Origin of the sequence: Bradyrhizobium sp. CCGB01, assembly GCF_024199795.1 — a bacterium.
Lineage (GTDB): Bacteria > Pseudomonadota > Alphaproteobacteria > Rhizobiales > Xanthobacteraceae > Bradyrhizobium.
Genome location: NZ_JANADK010000001.1, coordinates 5,457,415 through 5,481,573 on the forward strand (window position 1 = coordinate 5,457,415; position 24,159 = coordinate 5,481,573).

At 63.8% G+C, this 24,159-nt stretch carries 23 protein-coding genes; 8 read left to right on the forward strand and 15 right to left on the reverse strand.

The features are described 5' to 3' along the window. The gene (locus NLM25_RS25195) at positions 1 to 633 is read right to left on the reverse strand and encodes a ChrR family anti-sigma-E factor (protein ID WP_254138789.1); all 633 of its coding nucleotides are present in this window, start codon (positions 631 to 633) and stop codon (positions 1 to 3) included. Continuing rightward, positions 630 to 1,199, reverse strand: coding sequence for a sigma-70 family RNA polymerase sigma factor (locus NLM25_RS25200; protein WP_254138790.1), 570 nt, complete (start codon positions 1,197 to 1,199; stop codon positions 630 to 632). Before NLM25_RS25200 ends, NLM25_RS25195 begins: the two co-directional genes overlap by 4 nt. Positions 1,200 to 1,424: 225 nt before the next feature. Here NLM25_RS25200 and NLM25_RS25205 point away from each other — a divergent pair, with 225 nt between their 5' ends. Both NLM25_RS25205 and NLM25_RS25210 read left to right on the forward strand, forming a co-directional pair. Next, a complete protein-coding gene (locus tag NLM25_RS25205; RefSeq protein ID WP_254138791.1) occupies positions 1,425 to 2,768 on the forward strand; it encodes an NAD(P)/FAD-dependent oxidoreductase in 1,344 nt (447 codons plus the stop codon). After that, positions 2,765 to 3,553, forward strand: coding sequence for a DUF1365 domain-containing protein (locus NLM25_RS25210; protein WP_254138792.1), 789 nt, complete (start codon positions 2,765 to 2,767; stop codon positions 3,551 to 3,553). The genes NLM25_RS25205 and NLM25_RS25210 overlap by 4 nt, the downstream gene beginning before the upstream one ends. Positions 3,554 to 3,641: 88 nt before the next feature. Here NLM25_RS25210 and NLM25_RS25215 read toward each other — a convergent pair whose 3' ends face one another. After that, positions 3,642 to 4,415 (reverse strand): helix-turn-helix transcriptional regulator, encoded by a 774-nt coding sequence (locus tag NLM25_RS25215; protein WP_254138793.1) that lies wholly within the window; start codon positions 4,413 to 4,415, stop codon positions 3,642 to 3,644. Positions 4,416 to 4,536: 121 nt separating this feature from the next. Between NLM25_RS25215 and NLM25_RS25220 the strand changes: the two genes are divergently transcribed. Continuing rightward, a complete protein-coding gene (locus NLM25_RS25220; RefSeq protein WP_254138794.1) occupies positions 4,537 to 5,616 on the forward strand; it encodes a zinc-binding alcohol dehydrogenase family protein in 1,080 nt (359 codons plus the stop codon). Positions 5,617 to 5,746: 130 nt separating this feature from the next. Here the strand turns inward: NLM25_RS25220 and NLM25_RS25225 are convergent, their stop codons facing one another. The 11 genes from NLM25_RS25225 to NLM25_RS25275 form a co-directional block, all read right to left on the reverse strand. Beyond that, positions 5,747 to 6,451: an ABC transporter ATP-binding protein gene (locus NLM25_RS25225; protein ID WP_254120004.1), complete on the reverse strand. Its 705-nt coding sequence runs from the start codon at positions 6,449 to 6,451 to the stop codon at positions 5,747 to 5,749. 7 nt (positions 6,452 to 6,458) lie between these two features. Further along, positions 6,459 to 7,739, reverse strand: a complete 1,281-nt coding sequence (locus NLM25_RS25230; protein ID WP_254120005.1) for a lipoprotein-releasing ABC transporter permease subunit — start codon at positions 7,737 to 7,739, stop codon at positions 6,459 to 6,461. Positions 7,740 to 7,812: 73 nt separating this feature from the next. Beyond that, positions 7,813 to 9,132: a proline--tRNA ligase gene (gene proS / locus NLM25_RS25235; protein ID WP_254138795.1), complete on the reverse strand. Its 1,320-nt coding sequence runs from the start codon at positions 9,130 to 9,132 to the stop codon at positions 7,813 to 7,815. A gap of 152 nt (positions 9,133 to 9,284) precedes the next feature. Continuing rightward, a complete protein-coding gene (locus NLM25_RS25240; RefSeq protein WP_254138796.1) occupies positions 9,285 to 10,847 on the reverse strand; it encodes a CopD family protein in 1,563 nt (520 codons plus the stop codon). After that, complete coding sequence (locus tag NLM25_RS25245) at positions 10,847 to 11,365, reverse strand: YcnI family protein (protein ID WP_254138797.1); 519 nt, start codon at positions 11,363 to 11,365, stop codon at positions 10,847 to 10,849. Before NLM25_RS25245 ends, NLM25_RS25240 begins: the two co-directional genes overlap by 1 nt. A gap of 20 nt (positions 11,366 to 11,385) precedes the next feature. After that, complete coding sequence (locus tag NLM25_RS25250; protein WP_254138798.1) at positions 11,386 to 11,799, reverse strand: hypothetical protein; 414 nt, start codon at positions 11,797 to 11,799, stop codon at positions 11,386 to 11,388. A 20-nt stretch (positions 11,800 to 11,819) separates the two neighbouring features. Continuing rightward, a complete protein-coding gene (locus NLM25_RS25255; protein WP_254138799.1) occupies positions 11,820 to 12,341 on the reverse strand; it encodes a copper chaperone PCu(A)C in 522 nt (173 codons plus the stop codon). Positions 12,342 to 12,369: 28 nt separating this feature from the next. Next, positions 12,370 to 12,867 carry a TlpA disulfide reductase family protein gene (locus tag NLM25_RS25260; protein ID WP_254138800.1) on the reverse strand — a complete coding sequence of 166 codons (498 nt, stop codon included), beginning with the start codon at positions 12,865 to 12,867 and terminating at the stop codon, positions 12,370 to 12,372. Further along, a complete protein-coding gene (locus NLM25_RS25265; RefSeq protein WP_254138801.1) occupies positions 12,864 to 14,075 on the reverse strand; it encodes a sialidase family protein in 1,212 nt (403 codons plus the stop codon). The genes NLM25_RS25260 and NLM25_RS25265 overlap by 4 nt, the downstream gene beginning before the upstream one ends. Positions 14,076 to 14,101: 26 nt before the next feature. Further along, complete coding sequence (locus NLM25_RS25270; RefSeq protein WP_254138802.1) at positions 14,102 to 16,510, reverse strand: TonB-dependent receptor; 2,409 nt, start codon at positions 16,508 to 16,510, stop codon at positions 14,102 to 14,104. Positions 16,511 to 16,594: 84 nt separating this feature from the next. Continuing rightward, positions 16,595 to 16,969 (reverse strand): DUF2946 domain-containing protein, encoded by a 375-nt coding sequence (locus NLM25_RS25275; RefSeq protein ID WP_254138803.1) that lies wholly within the window; start codon positions 16,967 to 16,969, stop codon positions 16,595 to 16,597. A gap of 482 nt (positions 16,970 to 17,451) precedes the next feature. Between NLM25_RS25275 and NLM25_RS25280 the strand changes: the two genes are divergently transcribed. From NLM25_RS25280 to NLM25_RS25295, 4 genes are all read left to right on the forward strand, one after another. Further along, the gene (locus NLM25_RS25280; RefSeq protein ID WP_254138804.1) at positions 17,452 to 17,856 is read left to right on the forward strand and encodes a globin; all 405 of its coding nucleotides are present in this window, start codon (positions 17,452 to 17,454) and stop codon (positions 17,854 to 17,856) included. Positions 17,857 to 17,995: 139 nt separating this feature from the next. After that, positions 17,996 to 19,018, forward strand: coding sequence for a sugar ABC transporter substrate-binding protein (locus NLM25_RS25285; RefSeq protein WP_254138805.1), 1,023 nt, complete (start codon positions 17,996 to 17,998; stop codon positions 19,016 to 19,018). A gap of 6 nt (positions 19,019 to 19,024) precedes the next feature. Beyond that, positions 19,025 to 20,527 carry a sugar ABC transporter ATP-binding protein gene (locus NLM25_RS25290; protein WP_254138806.1) on the forward strand — a complete coding sequence of 501 codons (1,503 nt, stop codon included), beginning with the start codon at positions 19,025 to 19,027 and terminating at the stop codon, positions 20,525 to 20,527. A gap of 12 nt (positions 20,528 to 20,539) precedes the next feature. Next, a complete protein-coding gene (locus NLM25_RS25295) occupies positions 20,540 to 21,568 on the forward strand; it encodes an ABC transporter permease (RefSeq protein WP_254120017.1) in 1,029 nt (342 codons plus the stop codon). A 316-nt stretch (positions 21,569 to 21,884) separates the two neighbouring features. On the opposite strand, the gene NLM25_RS25300 is transcribed toward NLM25_RS25295, so the two are convergent. Continuing rightward, positions 21,885 to 22,808 carry a LysR substrate-binding domain-containing protein gene (locus NLM25_RS25300; RefSeq protein WP_254138807.1) on the reverse strand — a complete coding sequence of 308 codons (924 nt, stop codon included), beginning with the start codon at positions 22,806 to 22,808 and terminating at the stop codon, positions 21,885 to 21,887. Positions 22,809 to 23,258: 450 nt separating this feature from the next. Here NLM25_RS25300 and NLM25_RS25310 point away from each other — a divergent pair, with 450 nt between their 5' ends. Further along, positions 23,259 to 24,077 (forward strand): alpha/beta fold hydrolase, encoded by an 819-nt coding sequence (locus tag NLM25_RS25310; RefSeq protein WP_247327519.1) that lies wholly within the window; start codon positions 23,259 to 23,261, stop codon positions 24,075 to 24,077. The last annotated feature ends 82 nt before the right edge of the window (positions 24,078 to 24,159 follow it).

The window sequence follows — 24,159 nt, forward strand, 5'->3', positions numbered from 1 at the left end:
TCACAACCGAACGAAAGGCTGCAGCAGCTTTCCGAGCCAGCCGCGCAGCTCGAGATTGCCCTGCATGGCCACCAGGCAGATGCAAACATCTCCTTCTTCGACAGACGGCGTGTGATCGACGGTGCTGTCGGCCTCGTCGAAATCGCCGGGGCCATAGCGTCCGAGATCGTGGCGGAACGCGCCCTGGAGCACGCAGGTCCACTCGACCCCGGAATGGCCGTGGTGGGGCAGTGAGGATCCTGGCGCAGCTTTCAACATGAAGACGCGCGTGCCCTCGCTCTCGGGAACCTCGACCTTTCTCCAGTGGACACCTGGGCCGATCCATCGCCAGCGCCCGACCTCGTAAGGAGCAAGCACGTCCGGACAATCCGGTGCCGCGTCGCGGAGGACCGGCGCCGGCGGTGTGGCCTCGTCCAGCCGCGCAAGAGCCTCGTCCAGCGCGCCGACGCGCGAGGGCGCCGGCGCCGCTCGCTCGACCAACGAGCCACCGAACTGCTCGAACGCTGCGACTGTCGCCCGGCAACGGGGGCACAGGGCGACATGGGCGGCCACCACGACGCTGCGCGGCTCGTCAAGGGTGCCCGCCGCGAAGGCAGCCAGCGTCTCCTCTCCGGGGTGATGCGTAATCGTCATGAGTTCTCACCTAGGAAGTCGCGCAAGCGCGCCATGGCCAGCCGCAGCCGGGATTTCACCGTGCCAAGAGGAATGCCGAGCTTGCTGGCGATATCGCCATGAGCGATGCCTTCAAAAAAGGACAGCTCCACCACCCGGACCTGCTCTTCCGGCAGGCCCTCCAGCGCCGCCCGCACCCGGCTTTCGCGTTCGACGGTCTCAAGCGGCATGTCGGGCGGATCAGCCTCGGCCGGGAGCATCAGCTCGTACACCTGATGCAGCCGCGCGCGTTGATCCTTCCGAAACCGGTCGATGCGAAGGTTTCGGGCGATGGTGAAGATCCAGGCGGACACGGTCGCCCGGCCCGGGTCGTAGCTGTCGGCCTTCCGCCAGACAGCGATCAGCGTCTCCTGCGCCAGATCCTCGGCGATCTCGTCCGCCGCCCCGCCCCTCATCAGCATAGACTTGATACGGGGCGCGTAGAAGCTGAACAGGTCCTTGAATGCCTCGCGGTCACGGCGCGTCGCAATTGCGCGAACGAGGTTGGCGGCTTTTTGCGGCGTAATGGACTCAGCCTCGTGACGCATGATGACTTCCGGCCGACTGTCCCATCGTCGCCGTCTCTCTCCTGGTCCCGGCCGACACCTGCCGTACCCTAGCCTAGCTGCTGTACCGGTGATTTGCATACACAACGATACGCTCCCGCCTCGGCTTTGGATCACCGCGCCCCGGACGTGATCCAAATCCATTTCTCGTCCGTATCTGCCCTGGAACGCAAAGTGGATCGACCATAGCCACGAGGACGGGGACGGATGCAGGGCGAGAACGGGCCACGGAAGCGGATTGCCGTCATTGGAACCGGTATCTCCGGGATGTCTGCGGCATGGCTCCTGAGCCAGCGACACGACGTAACGGTCTATGAACGCCACCGGCGGCTCGGCGGCCATTCCAATACCGTCGAGGTCAGGACCCCCGATGGGGTCGTTCCGGTCGACACCGGGTTCATCGTCTACAACGAGAAAACCTATCCCAATCTCACCGCGCTGTTCGCCCGTCTCGGTATCCCGACGCACGCCTCCGACATGTCGTTCGCGGTTTCCCTCGAAGAAGGCGAGCTGGAATATTCAGGGAGCAGCCTGAACGGGTTGTTTGCCCAGCGCAGCAATGTTTTCCGCCCACGCTTCTGGTCGATGCTCGGCGATCTCTGGCGTTTCTATCGCGAAGCGCCGCGGGACCTGTCGTCCCTCGACGATCTCTCCTCCCTCGAGCAATATCTCGACGCCGGCTATTACGGCGAGGTCTTTCGCAGTGACCATCTGCTGCCGATGGCCGCAGCGATCTGGTCGGCCTCGCCCAGCCTGATGCTGCAATATCCGGCAGCCTCGTTCATTCGCTTTCACGACAATCACGGGCTGCTGCGCCTGCGCAACCGACCGCAATGGCGGACGGTCATCGGCGGCAGCCGGACTTACGTCAAAGCACTGACTCATCGTTTCAGGGACACCGTCCGTGTTGCCTGCGGTGTCACGGCCATCCGGCGCGTGCAGGATGGCGTCGAGGTCAGGGATTGCGGCGGCCATTCGGACCATTTCGACGACGTGGTGATCGCGGCGCATGCCGACCAGGCGCTTGCGTTGCTGGAAGCCCCCACCGCACACGAGCGAAGTCTGCTTGGGGCATTCCGCTACAGCCAAAACCGCGCCGTTCTCCACAGCGACCCCATGCTGATGCCGCAGCGCAAGGCGGCATGGGCGAGCTGGAACTACATCGGAGGCAGAGGCGCCGCTGAAAACCCGACCGTGAGCTACTGGATGAATGCCCTTCAGCACCTCCCGACGACGCAGAATTTGTTCGTGACGCTCAATCCCTCGGCCGAGCCAAAACAGGTCCTGCACGAGGAATATTACGACCACCCGATCTTCGACGCCGCGGCCATGAGCGCACAGCGCCGCTTGTGGTCGCTGCAAGGCCAGGATCGCACGTGGTTCTGCGGCTCGTATTTCGGAGCCGGCTTTCATGAAGACGGCCTGCAGTCGGGGCTCGCCGTCGCCGAGACGCTCGGAGGTCTCAGGCGGCCATGGCAGGTGGAAAACGAGTCCGGCCGCATCTACATCGACGATACGATCCGTCATCAGACCGGACGACTTGCCGCATGACGCTCTCTTCGTGTCTCTACACTGGCCGGGTGGTTCACCGCCGCTTCGCGCCCCGGACGCATCAACTGCGCTACCGGGTATTCTGGATGTTACTCGATCTGAACGACGTCGACGACCTCTCGAAACGCTTCAAGTTCTTTTCACGCAACCGATTCAACCTCGCCAGCTTTTTCGACGCTGACCATGGCGACGGCAGCGGCGTTCCGCTTCTGACTCAGGCTCAGACTCTGCTGCGGCGAGCCGGATGCCAAACAGATCAGATCGCGATCAAGCTGCTCTGCATGCCACGCATCCTCGGCTACGGCTTCAATCCATTGAGCGTCTATTTTTGCTTGAGGATCGACGGCTCGCTGGAAGCCATCATCTATGAGGTTCACAACACCTTCGGCGAGCGACACAGCTATGTGATGCCGGTCCATGGTGCTGCGACGGAGTTCATCGAGCAACATTGCCCCAAGGAGTTTTACGTCTCGCCGTTTCTCGGCATGGACATGTCATATGGATTTCGCGTCCGGCCCCCGGGCCTACAGGTCGGGGTTTCCATTCACGGCAAACAGAACGACAGAACCGTCATCGCGGCATCGCTGTCGGGAACGCGTCACGAATTAACCGATAGAGCCTTGCTCAAGGCCTTTGCGGGCCATCCGTTGCTGACGTTGAAAGTCATCGCGGGCATCCATTGGCACGCGTTGCGGATGGTGTTGAAGGGTTTCCGCATTTGCCCGCGCGAGCGGACGACGCAGGACGCGGTGAAGGCCGCCAACGGCCAGGGAATGCAGCCTTGAGGACGGGTTCTTCGCTGCAGTCCCTTGAGGTCGCAGCGTAGGGAGAGCCTGCTGAAAGGCAGGCGATCACTCTGTGAGCTTGGTCACCCTACACCGGCGTATAAATCACCAGCTTCAGCGCGGGGTCGTCATTAGCCTGGAAGCTCGTGTGCTCGAAATGCAGCACGCCGAGGGTCGGATGCGACATGGTCTTCAGGCCTGACCAAGTGCCCCGGATCTCGTGGGCCTCCCACCATTTGACGAATTCCGGACTGCCCTGCCGCAGCCGCGCCAGCAACTCCGCGAAGGCGGGGTCGCCGGCCCAGACGTCGTGGGTGGCACGGAACATCGCGACCATGCGCTTGGCGACGTCCGCCCAGCCCGCGCCATAGGCCTTTCGCGTCTGCTTGTTGGTCATCATCAGCAGCATCGTGTTGCGATCCGCCTCCGGCAGCCGCCCGAACGCAAAAACCTGCTCGGCGGCTTCGTTCCAGGCCAGCACGTCCCAGCGCCGCCCCGTGATGTAGGCCGGATGCGGCAGGCTCTCGATCAGCCGCAGGATCGGCGGCGGCACGATCTCGCGCGTGAACGTGCGCTTGTCGCCGTCGCGCGCCAGCGCCTTGAGATGCGCGTGCTCGGTCTTGCTGAGCCGCAGCGCGCGGGCCAGCGCATCGACGGTGGTGACCGACGGGCTGACGGTGCGGCCCTGCTCGAGGCGGATGTACCAGTCGACGCCGATGCCGGCGAGCTGCGCGACCTCCTCGCGGCGGAGCCCTGCGGTGCGGCGCCGGCTGCCTGCGGGAAGCCCGACCGTCTTCGGCGTCAGCTTTTCGCGGCGGGAACGGAGGAAGTCGCCGAATTCGACGCGGCGTGGGTCGGCCATGATCTCGCTCCCGCATGGAGGGCTTCCGGAATACTAGGATAATACCAGGCCTTCCTGGCCCTTCCAAGGCGGCGCATATGCCCTTCACCCGACTTTGAGGTGCAAGAAGAAAGACGAAGCCATGAAAGCTGCCGTACTCAAATCCTTTGGATCGCCGCTTGTGATCGAGAATGCCCCGGACCCGGTGCTCGGCACCGGCGAGGTCGTCGTCGACGTCGTCGCCACGCGCGTCCTCTCCTACATGAACGAGGTCTTCAGCGGGATGCGCAACTATGCGCTCGACCTGCCGATCATCCCGGGCCCGGGCGGCATCGGCCGGGTGCGCGCCATCGGTCCGGACGCAACCAGGCTCGCGGTCGGGGACTGGGTGTTCTGCGATCCGACGGTGCGGTCGCGCGACGATGCCGTTGCGCCCGACATCGCCCTGCAAGGACTGACCGCCGCCGGTCCTGGCGGCATGCGCCTGCAAAAGCATTTTCGCGGCGGCTCGTTCGCCGAGCAGATGCGGGTGCCGACGGAGAACGTCAAGCGCCTCGGTGCGATCACGTCCGAGGAAGCCACGCAATGGTGCGCGCTGGGGACGCTGCTGGTGCCCTATGGCGGCTTCCTCGCCGCCAACCTGCAACCGGGTGAGACCGTGCTGGTGAGCGGAGCCACCGGCAATTTTGGCAGCGCAGCCGTGTCAGTGGCGCTCGCGATGGGCGCGGCCTGCGTGGTCGCGCCCGGCCGCAACGAGAAAATCCTGGCCGACCTCGTCCGCCGCTTCGGCAATCGGGTAAAGCCCGTAAAACTCACCGGCAACGAGAGCGACGACTGCGAACGCATGAAGCGCGCTGCACCGGGGCCGATCGACTGCGTGTTCGACATCATGCCGCCCTCGGTGAGCACGAACGTGGTGCGCGCGGCGATCATGACGGTGCGCGCCTACGGCCGCGTGGTGCTGATGGGCGGCGTCGGCATGGCAGGCGGCGCGGACCTCGAATTGCCCTACCCCTGGATCATGCGCAACTGCATCAGCATCCACGGCGTCTGGATGTATCCGCCGGATGCGGCCAGCCGCCTGATCGCCCTGGTGCGATCCGGGCTGTTGCGGCTCGACGAGTACGAGACGACGGCCTTCGACCTCGATCACGCCAACGCGGCGGTGGACCACGCCGCGGCCAATGGCGGACCGTTCAAATTGACGGTGATCAGGCCGTAATCGGCCAGCCCGCCGCGGCGATGCGCCGTCGCGGCGGCTTTGCCCCGGATATCAAAGCGCTGGGAGACGTCACCCCGATCGCAGCCGGCCAGCGCCGTCTACTGTGCATGGGGTTGTTTTCGCAGTTTTGTTATTCGAGCTCGACGACCTGGCCGTTCGACAGCGACACGCGCCGGTCCATGCGGCCGGCGAGCTCCATGTTGTGGGTCGCGATCAGCATGGAGACCTTGGTCGCCTTGACCAGCTGCATCAGGGCCTGGAACACGTGATCGGCGGTGTGCGGATCGAGGTTGCCGGTCGGCTCGTCCGCGAACAGCACGCGCGGCGCGTTGGCCACGGCCCGGGCGATGGCGACGCGCTGCTGCTCGCCGCCCGACAGCTCGGCCGGGCGATGGGTGATGCGGTCGCCGAGGCCGAGATAGCCGAGGATCTCCTTGGCGCGCTTGACGCTCTCGGATTTCTTCAGGCCGCGGATCATCTGCGGCATCATGACGTTCTCGAGCGCAGTGAACTCCGGCAGCAGCCGGTGCGACTGGTAGACGAAGCCGATATCGGTGCGGCGGAGCTGGGTGCGCTCGATATCCGGCAGCTGCGAGGTGGGCGCGCCATTGACGTAGACCTCGCCGGAATCGGGCGCTTCCAGAAGCCCCGCGATGTGTAGCAGCGTCGACTTGCCCGAGCCCGACGGCGCCACCAGCGCGACCGACTGGCCCGCCCACAGCGCGAGCTTGGCGTTATCGAGGATCGTCAGCGGCACCTCGCCCTGCAAGTACTGCCGCTTTATCTCGTGGAGATAAATGACCGGTACATCTTCCGCCCCCTGCTGCTGCTCCATCAGCCCCTCACTCGTACCGCAGCGCTTCGACGGGATCGAGCCGCGCGGCGCGCCACGACGGGTACAGCGTCGCAAGGAACGACAGCGTCAGCGCCATGATGACGACCGCCGTGGTCTCGCCGACGTCGATCTCGGCGGGCAGTTTCGACAGGAAGTAGAGCTCCGGCGAGAACAGCTCGGTGCTGGTCAGCCACGACAGGAACTGCCGGATGGACTCGATGTTGAGGCAGATCACGAGGCCGACGAAGAAGCCGACCAGCGTGCCGACCACGCCGATCGAGGCGCCCGTGATCAGGAAGACCCGCATGATCGAGCCCTGCGAGGCGCCCATCGTGCGCAGGATCGCGATGTCGCTGCCCTTGTCCTTCACCAGCATGATCAGGCCGGAGACGATGTTGAGCGCGGCGACCAGCACGATCATGGTCAGGATCAGGAACATCACGTTGCGCTCGACCTGGAGCGCGTTGAAGAAGGTCGAGTTGCGCTGCCGCCAGTCGACCAGGAACACCGGCCGCCCCGCCGCCTCCGTCACCGCCTTGCGGAAGGCGTCGATCTTGTCGGGATTGGTGGTGAACACCTCGATCGAGGTGACGTCGTTGCTGCGGTTGAAATAGGCCTGCGCCTCCGCCAGCGGCATGAACACGAAGCCGAGATCGTATTCGGACATGCCGATCTCGAACACCGCCACGATCTTGTAAGGCTTGATGCGCGGCGTGGTGCCCATCGGCGTGACCGCGCCCTTCGGCGCCACCAGCGTCACGCTGTCGCCGGCATGCAGCGAGAGCTGGTCGGCGAGACGCCGGCCGATCGCGACGCCCTGCCCGTCGTCAAAGCCCTCCAGCGAGCCCTGCTTGATGTTCTTGGCGATCGAGGTGAGGTTGTTGAGGTCGTCGGAGCGGATGCCGCGGACCAGCACGCCCGAGGCGTTCCACGGCGAGGACGCCAGCGCCTGGCCATCCACGACGGGCGCGGCGAGCCGGATGCCCTGGACCTGGCTGAGACGGTCGGCGACGTCCTTCCAGTCGGTCAGCGGCGATTCCAGCGGCTGCACCAGGATGTGGCCGTTGAGGCCCAAAATCTTGTCGAGCAGCTCTTTCCGGAAGCCGTTCATGACGGCCATGACGATGATCAGCGTCGCCACGCCCAGCATGATGCCGAGAAAGGAGAACCCGGCGATGACCGAGATGAATCCTTCCTTGCGGCGCGCCCGCAGGTAGCGCGCCGACAACATCCACTCGAATGGTGCAAAAGGCCGGGTTGGAACGGTTTCGGTCATGGTCTCATCCATCGCTCGATAATCCCATGATTCGGGGTCAATTGTGGCCGGATTGGCGGCCGCGATATCGGGCGATGAACAATATTCAGCCGACCAGCCGGGCGACCGCGTCGGCAGGCGACATGGTCTCGCGGGAGCCGTCACTTCGGCGCTTGATCTCGACCTTGCCGTCGGCCAGCCCCTTCGGCCCGATCATGATCTGCCAGGGGATGCCGATCAGGTCGGCGGCGGCGAACTTGGCGCCGGCGCGCTGGTCGGTGTCGTCGTAGAGCACGTCGACGCCCTTGGCCGTGAGCTCCGCATAGAGCTTCTCGCAGGCTGCATCGACCGCGGCATCGCCCTGCTTGAGGTTGAGGATCGAGACGCGGAACGGGGCCACCGCTTCGGGCCATTTGATGCCGGCATCGTCATGGCAGGCCTCGATGATCGCACCGAGAAGGCGCGAGACGCCGACGCCGTAGGAGCCGCCGTGGATCGGCACGTCGACGCCGTCGGGACCGGCCACGAGGGCCTTCATCGCGTCGGAATATTTCGTGCCGAAATAGAAGATCTGCCCGACCTCGATGCCGCGGGTGTTGACCCGCTTGTCCGCGGGCACTTCCTGCTCGAAGCGCGCGGCATCGTGTACGTCTTCAGTCGCCGCGTAGACCGAGGTCCACTGCTTGATGATCGGGGTCAGGTCGCCGTCATAGTCGACGTCCTCGCCCGGCACCGGCAGGTCGAGCACGTCGCGATTGATGAACACGCCGGATTCGCCGGTCTCCGCCAGCACGATGAACTCGTGGCTGAGATCGCCGCCGATCGGGCCGGTCTCGGCGCGCATCGGGATCGCCTTCAGCCCCATCCGCGCGAAGGTGCGCAAATACGCCACGAACATCTTGTTGTAGGCAACGCGCGCGGCGGCCTCGTTGAGATCGAAGGAATAGGCGTCCTTCATCAGGAACTCGCGGCCGCGCATCACGCCGAAACGCGGACGCTGCTCGTCGCGGAATTTCCATTGAATATGATAGAGATTCAGCGGCAGGTTCTTGTAGGACTTGACGTAGGCGCGGAAGATCTCGGTGATCATTTCCTCGTTGGTCGGCCCGTACAGCAGTTCGCGCTTGTGACGGTCGGCGATACGCAGCATTTCCGGGCCGTAGGCGTCGTAGCGGCCGCTTTCGCGCCAGAGGTCGGCAAGCTGGAGCGTCGGCATCAGGAGTTCCAGCGCGCCGGAGCGGTCCTGCTCCTCGCGCACGATCTGCTCGATCTTCTTCAGCACGCGGAAGCCGAGCGGCAGCCAGGCATAGATGCCGGCCGCCTCCTGCCGGATCATGCCGGCGCGCAGCATCAGCCGATGCGAGACGATCTCCGCCTCTTTCGGATTTTCCTTCAGGATGGGCAGAAAGAACCGTGACAACCGCATGGCAATACTCTGGGAATCAGTGATTGCCTGCAGTGAAAGCGGATTGAGAGCGAAAACACAAGACCGGGAATGAGGAAAAGCCGCTAACGCAGCGGAATTCCTGTCATTTTTCCGTCGACTTCAGGTTCAGCTTGAGCGGCAAGTGGCGCGCTTTAAGGCGGCGCCACTTCCAGCTCGTCCTCCAGCGTCACCTTCTCGAAATCGGTCACCAGCGCCTCGATCCGCACATGCCACCGTCCCGCAAACGGAAGCTCGACCTTGCGCACATGCCAGTAACCGTCCGGCCCGAGCGAGGCGCCTCGCTCCATCGGCTCGATGCCGCGCTCGGGCAGGCTCAGGGTCAGCGTCACTTCCTTGGCCACCAGCGGAGTCGCATCGCCGGTCATGAGCTGGAGCACGAAATCGTCGACGCCCGCCTTCCCGGGGGACACCAGAACCTGGAACATCGCCTTGTCGGAGTGGATGTGAATCGCCAAGGGCGTCTCCGGAACGATGGTCCGCGGCGGCGGCGTGAAGCGCCAGCCGGCCACGACGGCGAAAATGGCGATCGCGATAGCGCATTCGAACAGGATCGAGGGCTTGAGCGCGGACGCTGCGTTCTTGTCCCGCGCCAAGCTTGGCGTCAGCCGGAACCGATTGAGCGCGGCAAGCGCCAGCAGCACAGTCACCAATCCAAGCTTGACCGAGAGGATGAGGCCATAACGCGTCTCGACCAGCGCGGACGGCTTTTCGAGTTGGACGATGGCGAGGCCAAGACCCGTCAAGGCCAGCACACCGACCGCCAGCGCGGCAATACGGGAAAAGCGGTTCACGACCGGTAGTGTCGCTGCCGTCGGCTTCGACACCAGCGCCACGAGCGGCGCCAGGGCTCCGATCCAGAAGGCAACGCCGAGGCCGTGGAGAAAAATCGCAGGCCGCGTCAGGGCCTCGGGCGGTGCGGTGGCGGCGTGCCCTGTCATGGCGAGCGACAGTCCGACGCCGACGAAGGCCAAGATCGCAAGAGCGCGCGCATACCATGCGCTGTGCAGCGCCATCACCGCGAGCAGCATCGCAGCGACGGCAACCAGCAGCGCAGGACCGGCACTGGTCGCGAATGCGACCTTCCAGGGAGCGGCCGTCATGAGGGCCGCCATTGGCAATCCCAGAAGGTCGAGGCCCAGCGCACCAAGCGAGGCAACCGCGCTCGGAAGGCCGATCGCGAGCGCCACGCGCGGCACAGTCATGCCGGCCATCGACCACGCAACCCAGCGCGCAAAGAACACGCCGCCGACGCCGACAAACAGCCCGAGATAGAGGCCGATCCGAGCCAGCCAGATCAGCGCATTCAATCCGCCGTTCGCATTGGCGGGAGGTTGCGTTCCCGTCGGCATGCCGATCGAGAAGATCACCGATCCCGCGACCGGATGGCCGTCCTGCGAGATCACGCGATAGCTGACGACCGCAGTGCCTTGCGGCAGGTCCGCAGGCATCGCGACCGAAATGGTCTCACCGGATGCGCTGACGCGCGCATCGTCCCGCGCCCTGCCCGTGCCGTCGATCAGCCGGATCGCGCCCGGCGTCACCGCCTCGTTGAAGCGCAGCTCCACCGCCTTCGGCGCCGCCGCAAGCATGCTGCCGCTGGCCGGCTCGACCGAGACGAGCGCCGCGTGCGCCGAAGCGCCGGTCGCGAAGCCGACCACAAAAAGCAGCGTCGCGAGCGCGGCCAGCAGGCGCATCAGGGCTTTGGCAGCAGCTTCACGCCCGGCGCCGGCGAGTTGCCTTCGTGCGAATGCCCTGCCCCCTCCGCCGGAATCTCGATCCAGCGGCTGACGCCGGTCTCGCATTCCTGGACGACCGGGAAATACAGGGTCGTGTTCGGCTTCAGGCCACCCGTGAGAAAGCTGCTGATGACGAACTCGTCGTAATTGTGATCCGGCAGCTTGCCGCCGGACCAGGCCACCTCCTTGACGCCGGAGGTGAGCTTGTTGCCGTGGTAATCATACTCATTGGCATATTTGCCTTCGACCACATCGACGCTCCAGCCCGCCTTAGGCATCGGCTTCACCGCGATCACGCCTTCCGGAATCTGCACGCGGATCTTCACCGTGGGCGAGCCCTTGCAACCGTGCGGCACGGCGAAGACGGCCTTGTAGGAGGAACCGACCGCCGCCTGCTTGGTCTCGAGCGTGATATGCGCCGCCGCGGGCGATGCGGCGAGTGCGGCCGTCAGGATCAGGCAGGATCGCGTCAACATGTTCGGCCCCTTCGACATCGTCATTTGATCAGGATCGGCGATTCAATGCTGACATGATCGGCCTCGGAGATCGAAATGCCGAGACCCAGCATCCAGCGGCCGGGCGTCAATTGTGCGACCTTAACATGCCAGCCGTCCTCGCCGTCGCGCGAAGCCTCGACCGGCGCAAGCTTCCTGCCGGACTGCGTATCCACGAGCGTCACCGATACGGCTTTGGCCGTGAGCGGCGTCTCGTCCGTCGTTTCGAGCTGGATGGCGATCTCGACCGGGCCGGCGCGCCCCGGCGAGACCGTGACATTGGCCATCGCCTTCTCGGTGTGCAGGTGGGTGAAGAAGCTGTCGTCGTCCGTCGCCGCCGCAAGCGGTGTGGCGGCAACCGACAGCAACGCAGTCATCGCGAACGCAAGGCTCGCAAAATTTCGACGCGAGGTCATGGGAGACTTGATCTGTTTCATCACATCTTCATTCCCGAATGATCAGGCATTTTCTTCATCATGTGTCCGCCGTCGCCGGGCGCCTGCGCGCCGACGCCCTGCACGTCGAGGGAGACCGCGACCTTGCCGGCCTTCTCGAACTGAAGCGTCACCGGCACCTTGTCGCCCTGCTTGAACGGGCCCTTCAGCTCCTGCAGCATCAGGTGATTGCCGCCAGGTGCGAGCTTCACCGTCTTGCCGGGATCGATGATGAGCCCCTTGTCGAGCGGGCGCATCTTCATCACGCCGTTGTCCATCGCCATCTCGTGTACCTCGGCCTTCCCGGCGATATCGGCGGACACGCTGACCAGCCTGTCGGCCGTCGTCCCCTTGTTCTCGATGGTGAGATAACCGCCCGCGACCTTGGCGCCGCCCGGCGTTGCCCGGCTCCACGCCTGCGAGATGACGAGATCGCCGGCCTTGACATCGTCGGCCACCGCTGGCGCTGCGCAAAGCGCCAGAGCGAACGCCGCGAACATCACATCTTTCAACATCGTCTTCATATCGGTCTTCCCGTTTGCAGATTGAATTTTAGTGTGTGGCGAGCTGTTGGCCCGACCACTTTTCAAGGTCAGCCATTTCGGCCGAACCTTCGATCGTGGTGATGGTCCCATCCCGGGAGATGAGCATGGTCCGGGGAATGTCACCCTGCCAGGCAGGATCGATCTCGAACCGCAGACGCTCGACAAAGCCGTCGCTGAAGATGAAGTTCTCGGTCGACGATAGTCCCGCCTTGTCGAGCATCGATTGCGTCGCGGCCGGCAGGTTCGGCACGAGATCGGCGCTGATCGTGACGACGTCGATCCCGGGATGATCCTTTGCAAACTGCCCGAGCTCCGGCAGCTCGACCTTGCACGGCCCGCAGGTCACGCCCCAGAAGTGCACGAGCGTCGGGCGACCGGCGTGGCCCTTAAGCACGCTCTGCCAGGTGCCGCGTTCGAATGGCTTCAGCGCCGGCCCCGCCTCAAGCACAGATGCCGACGCGATCAGGATGGTCAGGCCCAGAATGCCTGCAAATCGACGTTTCATGGCTGGTCCTCGATTACCGTGAGCCGATAGCCATCCGCTTTCGTCATCCATGACAGATAGGTCTGTCGGCCGTTGGAGACCAGCAACGGGTGGTCGGAGGTGTCGGTCGTGCTCGATATCGTCTTCGGCGGCGACCAGGTCTCGCCGTCGTCGCGGGAGATCGTCATCTGGACCGAGGTCTTCTCGCCGTCGAACTCCTTCCAGACCATCACAGTTCCGGAAAGGCCTGCAAGCACGTAAGGACGCGTCGGGTTGCGCCCCGGCGCTCCAAGCGGCATGGGCGCGGAGAACGTGCGGCCTTCGTCGCGCGAATGGGCATAGAACAATCCCTTCCGCGCCTTCCCGTTCGTATACCAGGCGACGTGATAGGTCCCGTTCGGCGCAACGGTGAGGCTCGGCCCGTGATGCGGGCAGGCATTGATCTGCCAGTCGTCATTGCTGACCCGATGGAGCTCGCCGGGCGTCGCGACGTCGGTAAACGTCATCACCGCATGATCGCGCACACCGCCGTCAAAAATGTTCCTGAAGATCACGGCCGGCCGCCCGGGTGCCGCGAAGGTCAACCCCAGCCGGCAGCATTCGCAGGTATTGTCGCGCGCGAGACCGGCCTCGGCGTAGGTGGCACCGCCATCGCGTGACGAGGCAAAGAATAGCCCTGCCCCTTCGTACTTCCGCCCCGCCTCCTTCGCGGGGACGCGATTGCGCTTGTCCAGCCAGGCCGCGAAGACCGTTCCGTCCTGATCGAGCGCCAGCGCCTCGAAACGCTGGCTCTCGTTGTTTGCGGTCATCGGTTTCAGCTCCGCAAAACTCTTTCCGCCGTCGTCGGATCGCGTGTACAGCACCTGGCCGTTGAAGGCCTCGTCCCTGAAGATCGAGAATGCGAGCGCGATGTCTCCTTTGCGATCGACCACGATCTTCGGCCGGGCATCCGGCCCCCAATCAAGGTTCAGCCGCTTCGTCGTAACCTGGGTGGGGGCCGAGAAACTACGCCCTGCATCTGGCGAACTCGCAACGGAGACCTGCCCTCCCGCCATCCAGACCAGCCACAGCGTTCCGTCCGGGCCGAATGCGGGCGTCACCTTGGTCGCGCAGCGCAGCTTCGGCTCGTCACAGGCCGCCTCCGACGCATGCTGACCGTGCATCTGCGCAAGCGCCGCACCTTGCAAGAACGCAAGAGCGACGATCCCGAGCAAGCCGCTTCGGACCATAGCCCTGTTCCCTTCGCGAGCCCGGATCATCTGAACGCCACTTTCATACCCGCAACGAACAAGCGCGGCGAGCCCGCATAGATCGAGCCGGTCGTGTTTGCGAGGACGCTCGCAGGATTTTGAAGGCCTGCCGCCGTCACTGTGTTGGCGATGTTGTTGGCTGACGCAACGTAGGTACGATCGAACACGTTCCTGACTTCGAGGAACAGATTCAGGGATCTGAACGTGTCGGACACCAGATCGGTCGCGTAGTGGACGTTCACATTGACCAGCTCATAGCCCGGCGCTTTCAGCAGGTTTGCGTTGTCCATGTAGAAGGAGTCCTTCCACTGAACCTCGACAAAGCCTCCGAGGCCCGCCAGCGGCCCGGCGAACTCGTCGTAGCCGATGCGGGCCGTCAGCTCGTTGGGTGAGATGCCGGGGATCTTGTTGCCGGCCCGGTTGAAGCTGAACACCGCGCCATTGGTGATGTTCTCGACATATTCGGTGTAGACCTCGTCGAGATAGGTGTACGCCGCCATGAACCGCCAGCCCGGATAGAACTTCCAGTCGGCCGCAAGCTCGACACCTCGGTGCTCCGAGCGCGGCGCATTGAACGTATAGCTCGTGTTGGGTGAATTGGCAGGCGTTGCCTGCGATACGAGTTCGTCGCGGAAGAACTCGTAGAAGCCGGTCGCGCTGACCTTGAGTGTGTTGTTCGGTGTCCAGTCGAAGCCGAGATCGTAGCCCAGATTTTTCTGCGCCTGGAGCTGTGTATTGTTGCCCGACTGCCCGTTCGCCAACACGAATAGATTTGAAACCTGCGGCGTACCGTACCCCGTGGCAACCCTGCCCCGGAGCAACCATTCGCTGTTGACCGTATAAAGCAAGGCCAGCTCGGGCGCCGTATTCTGGAATTGCCTGTCCGCGGCCGTGATCTTCAAGGGATCCAGGACGCCCGTCGGACCGGAGTAGCTATAGGCCGTGTTTAGTCCCTTCAGGACGGTCTGCTCCCAGCCGATGCCGACAACGCCGAGCAACGATGGTGTCAGCCTCAGTTCCTCCCGCGCGCGGACGCCGTAGTTGGACGTCTCGCTATAGAGGTTGTTCGTGAGCCTGCCGAGCGTCGCGTTGCCTCCCGGCATCACGTTCCGCGTATCGCTCGAGGCCGTCAGGGTATTGTAGAACGCGCCGAAAAACGTCGTCGACTCCAGCCCGAGAATCTCGCCGCGCCTGGTGACGTCGCTCATGAAATTGTACGAAGGAAAATCTCCGATCGCGCTGGTCGTGCCGGTCGGCTGGCTGATATTCCGGTCGTCGAACACGAACTGGTTGCGCCAGGTGGTGGTGTTGTCGAAATCGTGCTCCCACCGGCCGCCGACGATGGTGCGGCGGTCGTTGCGACCAAGCCCGGCCTGCACGGCCGTCTCCTTGTCGGTTCCGGCGGTTGCATTGAAGCCGTTGTTGAACAGCGTGACCGTGCCGCATCCGGCCGCGGCCGAGACGCCGGTCGCACAGCCCTGCTGGAACGGGTTCTGATAGTACTGGTTCAGCGACTGCCGGATCGGCAGCCGCGTGCTGAGATCGTTGTTGATGATCTTGACCGTGAAGCGGTCGTCCGGCGTCGCCTTGAGTGTGCCCAGGAAGTTGACGGTCTGCGTATTGAACCAGCTATTGCCGATATAGCCGTCGCCCCGCGCATCGCTTGCAAACAGCGAGCCTTCGAAATTGCCGACCTTCTTGCCGGCGGCGAGGTAGTTGTTGAGGTAGCCATAGCTGCCACCGTCGACGCCATATTCGACGCCATCGATCGTGCCGCCCGGCCGTGTCCGGAAATTGAGCGCGCCGCCGGTCGCGTAGTTGCCGTAGAGCGCCGACGACGGTCCTCGGACCACGTCGATGGCGCCGTAAGCGCGGGGATCGATCAGGTCGCTCCGCGACAGGCCGTCCGGCTGCGTCACCGGAAAACCGTCGTCGAAGATCACGAGGTTGCGGATGCCGAAGCCGTTCCTCGCGTTGGATCCGCGAATCGAGATGCCGAAATCGCGCGGGCCGTTCCCCTGCTTGACTGAGATGCCCGGACTGTCTCGCAGGACGTCGCTGACCGAGAACGCGGGACGATTATCGAACTGGCTGCGATTGATCGTCGTCTCGGTCTGGCCGGCAGGCGCCTGATTCAAGCCGGCTCGCGCTGCACTCGCCGTCTCGGTCGTGTTCTGGGTCGGCGCACCGACACTTGTGCCCGGCGTAACGGGCCTTGCCGCGCGGCCCGCCGAAGCGGATCGCTGGCGCAGAGACCGGGTCACAGGTTTGGCACGGGCGGCCTGCGGCGCCTCGACGGTCACCGCGGGAAGCTCGGTATTGCTGGCTTGGGCAAAGGCTCCGCTCGACGACGCAAGCAGCGCGGCCTGAACGGCAACGACGCTCACGCCACGGCGGGCATGACAACGTAACATGAGGCATTCCTGACGCCGGCTTTCTCTCCGGCCATTCGACATCATCAATCGCCAGCGGGCGGACCGCGGCGACACTGAGGGTCGTCAGGAAATTTGAGGCGGTGCGCGTGCCTGGGCGCTTGTGCCCTTATGGATCGCGACGGCGGATACGTCCGCCGCGTGCCAGACCACGCGCTCGGCGTGGCGGAAGGGAACGGCGAGCGCAACGTGCGGCGGCGAATCGAGCGATGCCCCCGCCTGCGCCAGACAGCAGAGTGCGCAGGCGCCACCATGCGCCGTCGGCGTGCCGGTCCGGTCGTTCAGGCCGCCCTGCTCGCTCGCGCTGTGGCAGATGACGCCGGCCGACAACGGATCGGCCACGGCCTGGCCGGCCGCCAGACAGGCGGCGATCGGCGCCAGCACCTGCATCGCCAGGGCGAGCAGGACCAGAGGTAAGAATTTTTGCAGCCGTGCGCGCATTCACCGAACCGTTCGTTCGTGCGCCAACTAAACACCTCGCCGGGACCTGAGTCGAGGTCAGTTCCGCCGCCTTCTTGGTCCAGCGCAAATTTCTCGAAATCTGTGGTCCGGCCGCCGCGCCGTGGGTGAAGTCCGGCATTTGAGGCAGCTTGGCAACCCTGCCCCATCCACAGATTTCTTATATTTGTCATATGCTTACAAGGTCGGGAGCCCGAACATTTCGTCAATTGCTCGAATTTTGAACATTCGTTGCCGAAAATGATGACAAGTGAGAAAAGTTGATCTAGCATCCCTCTTGCTCAGGCCTGACCGCGAGGTCGAAGTCTGGTGGTCCAAGTCTCGGGAGGAGCCCCTGGCGCGCAAAACGCAGCGTCGCCCCGTCAATCAAGAGCAAATCTTAGAATCGGGGATAATAGGGTCGACACAATTTTCGAGCGGGGCCAGGGCCCCGCTCTTTTTTTGCCCGCATGGCTGAAGCGCCGATGAATGCTTCCTCCAATCCGATCGAAAACAGCTTCGAACTTGCGGCCGCGCGCTGCGCTGATCTCACGCCGCTCGTCTATCAACGCCTGTTCGAGCAGCATCCGGAAGCGCAGACGATGTTCCGGTCGCAGGGCAGCGAGCTCGTGAAGGGATCGATGCTTGCGCTGACGATCGAGGCAATCCTCGACTTCGCCGGGGAGCGTCGTGGGCATTTCAGGCTGATCGCCTGCGAGGTCGCCTCGCACGATGGCTACGGCACGCCGCGCGAGCTGTTCATCGCCTTCTTCTCCGTGATCCGGGATACGCTGCGCGACCTGCTCGGCGATGACTGGTCGCCGGACATTGCGCAGGCCTGGGATCAACTGCTGGTCGAGATCGGCGCCTTCGCCGCCATCCCGGCCTGACGCTTTGCGCTGCACCAACGCGGGCTGCGGCGATCCCGCGACTGATTGCAGATTGAGTGGCAACAACTCTTGTGAGAGACTTTCGGACATCGGTTGCGCAAGCAATGACGCGCCGACGAAAAATATATGGGAGCGAGCGATGTCCGGGACGAAAGATTTCTCGACGACGAGGCGCGATCTTCTTCAGGCGGCAGCGACCGCCGGCGCCGCGACTGCCCTCTTCGGCAGCATGGGCATAAGCCCCGCATTGGCAGCCGAAGTCGGACGATCCGAGAAGCCGCTGAAGGCGGCATTCTCCAACGCGGGCCTCCAGGCCACCTGGTGCGCGCAGGGCAAGCAGGCCGCCGAATTCTGGGGCAAGCTGTTCAACGTCGAGGTCACCTGGTTCGATGGCCAGCTCGACGCGGTGAAGCAGCGCGCCGCGATCGACAACATGGCCTCGCAAAAGTGGGACTTCGTCGCGATCCAGGCCTTCGGCATCGGCACCCTCACCCAGCCGGTGCAGAAGATGATCGACGCCGGCACGCCCGTGATCGACATGGACACGCTGATTGCGCCGCTCGACCAGATCAACGTCCACTCTTTCCTCGCGCCCGACAACGAGTTCATGGGCGCCTCGGTGACGCAGGCGCTGTGCAACGCCATGGGCGGCAAGGGCAAGATCATCATGACGCAAGGCGCGCTCGGCCATACCGGGGCGCAAGGCCGGGCGAAAGGCTTCAACACGGTCGTCAAGCAATTCCCCAACATCGAGGTGCTCGACACCCAGCCGGCCGACTGGGACGTCTCCAAGACCGCGCGGCTCTGGGAAACCTATCTGACGAAGTATCCGCAGATCGACGCGGCGTTCTTCCACAATGACGACATGGCGCTCGCCGCCGCCAACATCATGAAGGCACGTAACCGCACCAACATCCTGATCGGCGGTGTGGATGCGATGCCGCCGGCGATCCAGGCGGTGAGCGAAGGCCGCATGTTCGCGACCGTGCGCAATCCGTCCTGCCGCATCCATGGCGGCGCGATCATCGCGGGCGTATCCGCCGTGGTCGGCGGCGAGAAGAGCGGACAGGGCATTCCCAAGAACGTCGTCACCGACGGCCCGGTCGTCACCAAGGCCAATGCCGCCGGAATGCAGTGGATGCAGGATCACTTCCTGATCTGAGCCTCCATGCGAGAGGATCGTTCGCCCATCCTGGAACTGCAAGGCATCACGAAGAGCTTCGGCGGCGTCGAAGCACTTCGTGGTGTCGATTTCGCGCTCTCACCCGGCGAGATCCACGGTCTCGTCGGCGAGAACGGCGCCGGAAAAAGCACGCTGATGAAGATCATCGCCGGCGTGCACAGCGAATTCTCCGGCTGCTTCCTGATCGACGGGAAGGAGACGCATTTCCGCTCGGCCCGCGATGCGCACGCGGCCGGCATCGCCATGGTGCATCAGGAGCTCAGCGTCGCGCCCGACCTCACGGTCGCCGAGAACGTGTTCCTGGGCAACCAGCCGACCAACGCCCTCGGCCTCGTGCAATGGCGGCGGATGGCGCGCGAGGCCGGCGAGCAGCTCGCCCGCTTCGGCATCGACGTCGACCCGATGTCGCGGCTGGGTGACTTACCCATCGGGCTGCAGCAGCTGATCGAGATCGCGCGCGTGCTGTTCTCCGGCGCCCGCATCGTCATCCTCGACGAGCCGACCTCCGCCCTCTCCCCGCCCGAGGTCGAGCGCCTGTTCGCGACGCTGCGGCGCTTACGCGAGGAAGGCACTGCCATCGTCTTCATCTCGCATTTCATCGAGGACATTCTTCGCGTGTCCGACACGGTGACGGTGTTCCGCAACGGGCGGAAGGTCGCCGAGACTGCAAGCGCCGCGACCAGCAAGGGCGCGCTGATCGAGGCCATGATCGGCCGCGGCGGCGAAGCGCTCGAGCACAGCTACACCGATGACCTCATGCTGCCACGGCCGAGCGACAGCTCCGTGGTCCTGAAGGTCGACCAGCTCTCGCTCGCCCGCAGCCTGAAGGACATCTCCTTCGAGGCCCGCGCCGGCGAGGTGCTCGGCATCTACGGGTTCATGGGCTGCGGCCAGCAGGAGCTGTCGCGCATCCTGTTTGGCAAGCTGAAGCCTGATAGCGGCACGCTCGCCGTCGAGGGCAGGCCCAAAACCTTCGCCAGCACGGCGGCGGCGCGGCGTGCCGGCGTGGCGCTGGTGCCGGAGAGCCGGCGCGACATGCTGTTTCACCAGGAGCCGGTCTACAAGAACATCTCGATCAGCATTCTCGACCGCATCTCGTCGCTGCTGCTCAAGCCGGCGCAGGAGCGCGACATCGCCAAGCGCCAGGTCGAGCAGTTGCAGATCAGGCCGCCGGTGGTCGGCCTCGACCTCGGCATGCTCTCCGGCGGCAACCAGCAGAAGGTGGCGCTGGCGAAATGGCTGACCTATCCGCCGAAGCTCCTGGTGCTGTGCGAGCCGACCCGCGGCATGGATGTCGGCGCCAAGAACGACGTCATCAACATCGTCCGCGACCTCCGCGCCAGGGGGCTCGCGATCATCGTGTTGTCGACCGAACCGGAAACGGTGCTGTCGCTGGCCGACCGCATCCTCGTGCTCAAGCGCGGTGCGTTGGTCCGGGAATTCAGGAGCGAGCCGGTCAGCAAGGACCGCCTGCTGGAAGCGGCGTGACGGAGAAGCACCATGGCGAGCAGTGAGACGGTTCCAGCGGCGGGTGCGCGGGCGCGGGGCCTTGCGCCCTTCCTGCGCTCGCAGATGCGCAACATCGCGCCGTTCCTGACGCTGATCTTCCTGTCCGCCTTCTTCGCGTTTGCCAGCCCCTCCTTCGCGACGCTGGACAATCTCGGCAACATCCTGACCCAGGTGTCGGTGACGGGTATCATCGCCGTCGGCCTCACCTTCGTGATCCTCTGTGCCGAGATCGACCTCTCGATCGCCAGCATCGCCAACGTCACCGGCATCGCAGTCGCCTACTTCACACTGCAGGAATCCTACGTCAACATCGCCAACATCCCGCTGCCCGGCGCGGTCGCGATCATCCTGTCGATCCTGCTCTGCGCCCTGCTCGGCATGGTCAATGCGCTGGGGCTGACCGTGATCGGCATCCCCTCCTTCATCATGACGCTGGCGATGATGCAGATCGCGGCCGGCATCTCGGCGCTGCTGGTGCGCGGCCAGATCGCCTACAAGGTGCCCAGCCTGATCACGACGCTGGGCTCGGGCTCGATCGGCGGCATTCCATGGATCGTGATTGTCGCCGCCATCATGCTGCTCGGCGGCCATCTGGTGCTGACCTACACGCGCTTCGGCCGCTACGTCTACATGGTCGGCGGCAACCGCGAGGCCGCCGAATATTCCGGCCTCAACGTCAAGCTCATCCTCGGCGCGGTGATGGTGATCTCGGCGGTGTGCTCGGGCATCGGCGGCATGCTCGGCGTCGCCCATTTCGGCAGTGCGCAGCAGAACGAGTTCGACACCTACCTGCTCGACTCCATCGCCGCCGTCGTCGTCGGCGGCACCAGCCTGTTCGGCGGCCGCGGCGGCATCGGTAACACCATCGTCGGCCTGTTCGTGCTCGGTGTCCTCAACAACGGCCTCGACCACGTCAACATCGACAGCTTCCTGAAGATCCTGATCCGCGGCCTGATCCTGCTGGCGGCGCTGGTGATCAACGTTTACGCGCAGCGGCTAAGGGAAAAAGCGGCGGAGTAAATCGCCCTCAAAACAAAAAGATGCGAAAACAACCCCATGCACAGTAGAAACTGCAAGGAAGTTCAGCCGCTTACCAAGCCGGCAATTGCGTGAGCCCGACCGCGCCGGCGTTTTGACTCGTCGGGCAAAACAGGAGCATGATGTCATCATGCCGCCGTGCCCTTAAGGCCGATGGGCTCCGGACCGCGATCCCAACTCCGTCATTGCGAGCCCCCCGAATTTGCTTCCGCTTTCGGCGACATAGCGGACTTGGCCGGGCTTGCTGTTGGCTCGACCCGATCGCGAATGACCCGAAGCGGACGTCTGACGCTGCCGGCTATTGAGCTTCAACATAGCGTATAATGCTCTGGTTCTGAACGCTTGCGACCAATTCATCCGCGCGGGACAAAAGCCGACGAAGTAAGGGCGACGGATTTTCTCGATTGTATCCCAGTGCCAGATCGACCGTTGGAGTGTCGCCCTCGAGCGCTCTAGCGACGACGTTCGGTGCCAGCATGTTCTGCGCATAGAGGGGTACGAGACTAATTCCGCCCGTGGAAGTCACAAGTGACATGGCCGATGAGATGTTTTCGCCTTCGTACTTCGCCTTCAGAGTAATACCGACCCTGGATGCGTAGTTTTGTATGACCTCTTGCAAGACCGGAGACGTTCTTGCCGAGCTGACATAGATCTCGCGGGCGAGATCTTGGGGACGAATCTTCTTGCGGGACGCCAGATGATGTTCGGCCGGCAGCACGGCGATCAAGGGCTCCTTCGCCAACATCTTGAAGACGACGCCCTCGTTGTCTTTCTCGGGGCGAAGGAAAGCTATGTCCAACTTTCCCCGCATCAATGCGAACGCGAGTTCTGGTGAAGACTGTGTGCTAAGCGTGACTTCAACATCGGGCGCTTCCTCGCGGAGGATGCGCAGAAGCTGGGGGAGCCACATCACCTCCAACCCGACGAGAAAACCCATCGAGAGGACGGGCCTTTGCGGTAGCGCCGTCTGCCGGGCCCCCTCCGTTGCCGCCTCAACCTGCAGCAGCGCCAGCCGCGCGTGATCAAGAAACACTCTTCCGGCGGCGGTCAGCGTCACGCCGCGCGCCTGGCGATCCAATAACTGAACGCCGACCTCGTCTTCCAGATCGCGGATCTGCCGGCTCAGCGATGGCTGAGAAGTGTTCAGTCGCCGTTGGGCGGCCGTCAGCAGGCTGCCTTCTTCAGCGACGGCAACGAAATAGCGCAGGTGCCGGAGCTCCATGACCCCCTCGTATATCTTCCAGGCATAGCTCGAAGCCTACAAGGTCTTGGTCATCGGCCAAAGAGAGATTTACCGTCTCGCAGTCTGCAACCAAAAAGGGACAAGGAACAATGTCGACGCCGCCTTCGGGTTTTTTCGAAAGACGTAGCTGTGTCCTTCCATCATCATGATGAAGTTTGTAGTCGCGACCGTGCTTCGGCAAGGTGATCCCGACCTTGCAAGCCGATGGCCCTGAAGTGATCGCCGTTCAATACGGACTCAACAGCTACGCGGACGACATCGAGACCGTGAAGCACACGTTGGGTCGGCGGTCGGGTGTTGCCAAGGCAATGGCTCTACGGGGCCGCAATTCTAAAACTCTGCCCGCGAAATTGAGTAACGCGTGGCTCAATAGATCAATTAATCGCTGTCCTTTCAATAAATGTCTGACAGCGCAGATGGAGCGACTCGATGTCCACGATCACTACTAACGACGGTGTAAACATCTTCTACAAGGATTGGGGATCAGGTCAGCCGATCGTCTTCAGCCACGGTTGGCCGCTGACGGCGGACGACTGGGATGCCCAGATGACGTTCTTCCTTCATCACGGGTATCGGGTGATCGCCCACGACCGGCGCGGCCACGGCCGGTCCGACCAGCCCAGCACCGGCAACGACATGGACCATTGGGTTGACGACCTCGCGGCCCTGACTGAACACCTCAACCTGCGCGACGCGATCCACATCGGGCACTCGACAGGTGGCGGTGAGGTGGCTCGCTATGTCGCTCGCCACCAGGAGCGCGTCGCGAAGGCGGTTCTGGTCGCTTCACTGACGCCGAACATGTACCGGAGCGAGAACAACGCGTCCGGTCAACCGCCGGAGTGGTTCGAAGCGATCCGGGCAGGCGTGCTGGGCAACCGGTCGGAATTTTACCGTTTCGTCCCTGAGAATCCGTTCTACGGGTACAACCTCGATGGGGCCAAGCCTTCGGAGGCAATCATTGCGAACTGGTGGCGCCAAGGCATGGCCGGCGGTGCTCTCGCTCACTACGCGACTGTCGACTCTTGGCTCGAAGATTATACTGAAGACCTCAAGAAGATCACCGTGCCGGTGCTGGTGATGCATGGCGAGGCTGATCAAGTCGTCCCGTTCGCAAGTTCCGTGCCGCGTGCGGTCGACTTGCTCAGGAACGGGTCGCTGAAGACCTATCCCGGCTACCCCCATGGCATGCTAACCACGCATGCGGATGTCCTCAACCCCGACCTGCTCTCGTTCATCAGATCTTGACGACATCTCTCATCCATCATCCCTTCCCGCACGAAGGAGATGCCGTTTGCAAGGCGGCCTCTCCTTCCAGTTCAAGAGACGG

Bases quoted from the DNA above. Each gene is read 5' to 3' on its own strand.
- NLM25_RS25290 (WP_254138806.1), top strand. From the start codon at position 19,025: ATGCGAGAGGATCGTTCGCCCATCCTGGAACTGCAAGGCATCACGAAG.
- NLM25_RS25265 (WP_254138801.1), bottom strand. From the start codon at position 14,075: ATGGTCCGAAGCGGCTTGCTCGGGATCGTCGCTCTTGCGTTCTTGCAA.
- NLM25_RS25230 (WP_254120005.1), bottom strand. From the start codon at position 7,739: ATGGATGAGACCATGACCGAAACCGTTCCAACCCGGCCTTTTGCACCA.
- NLM25_RS25215 (WP_254138793.1), bottom strand. From the start codon at position 4,415: ATGGCCGACCCACGCCGCGTCGAATTCGGCGACTTCCTCCGTTCCCGC.
- NLM25_RS25255 (WP_254138799.1), bottom strand. From the start codon at position 12,341: ATGAAGACGATGTTGAAAGATGTGATGTTCGCGGCGTTCGCTCTGGCG.
- NLM25_RS25210 (WP_254138792.1), top strand. From the start codon at position 2,765: ATGACGCTCTCTTCGTGTCTCTACACTGGCCGGGTGGTTCACCGCCGC.
- NLM25_RS25205 (WP_254138791.1), top strand. From the start codon at position 1,425: ATGCAGGGCGAGAACGGGCCACGGAAGCGGATTGCCGTCATTGGAACC.
- NLM25_RS25285 (WP_254138805.1), top strand. From the start codon at position 17,996: ATGTCCGGGACGAAAGATTTCTCGACGACGAGGCGCGATCTTCTTCAG.
- NLM25_RS25220 (WP_254138794.1), top strand. From the start codon at position 4,537: ATGAAAGCTGCCGTACTCAAATCCTTTGGATCGCCGCTTGTGATCGAG.
- NLM25_RS25275 (WP_254138803.1), bottom strand. From the start codon at position 16,969: ATGCGCGCACGGCTGCAAAAATTCTTACCTCTGGTCCTGCTCGCCCTG.
- NLM25_RS25240 (WP_254138796.1), bottom strand. From the start codon at position 10,847: ATGCGCCTGCTGGCCGCGCTCGCGACGCTGCTTTTTGTGGTCGGCTTC.
- NLM25_RS25270 (WP_254138802.1), bottom strand. From the start codon at position 16,510: ATGTTACGTTGTCATGCCCGCCGTGGCGTGAGCGTCGTTGCCGTTCAG.
- NLM25_RS25200 (WP_254138790.1), bottom strand. From the start codon at position 1,199: ATGCGTCACGAGGCTGAGTCCATTACGCCGCAAAAAGCCGCCAACCTC.
- NLM25_RS25300 (WP_254138807.1), bottom strand. From the start codon at position 22,808: ATGGAGCTCCGGCACCTGCGCTATTTCGTTGCCGTCGCTGAAGAAGGC.
- NLM25_RS25225 (WP_254120004.1), bottom strand. From the start codon at position 6,451: ATGGAGCAGCAGCAGGGGGCGGAAGATGTACCGGTCATTTATCTCCAC.
- NLM25_RS25250 (WP_254138798.1), bottom strand. From the start codon at position 11,799: ATGACCTCGCGTCGAAATTTTGCGAGCCTTGCGTTCGCGATGACTGCG.
- NLM25_RS25195 (WP_254138789.1), bottom strand. From the start codon at position 633: ATGACGATTACGCATCACCCCGGAGAGGAGACGCTGGCTGCCTTCGCG.
- NLM25_RS25280 (WP_254138804.1), top strand. From the start codon at position 17,452: ATGAATGCTTCCTCCAATCCGATCGAAAACAGCTTCGAACTTGCGGCC.
- proS (WP_254138795.1), bottom strand. From the start codon at position 9,132: ATGCGGTTGTCACGGTTCTTTCTGCCCATCCTGAAGGAAAATCCGAAA.
- NLM25_RS25260 (WP_254138800.1), bottom strand. From the start codon at position 12,867: ATGAAACGTCGATTTGCAGGCATTCTGGGCCTGACCATCCTGATCGCG.
- NLM25_RS25295 (WP_254120017.1), top strand. From the start codon at position 20,540: ATGGCGAGCAGTGAGACGGTTCCAGCGGCGGGTGCGCGGGCGCGGGGC.
- NLM25_RS25310 (WP_247327519.1), top strand. From the start codon at position 23,259: ATGTCCACGATCACTACTAACGACGGTGTAAACATCTTCTACAAGGAT.
- NLM25_RS25245 (WP_254138797.1), bottom strand. From the start codon at position 11,365: ATGTTGACGCGATCCTGCCTGATCCTGACGGCCGCACTCGCCGCATCG.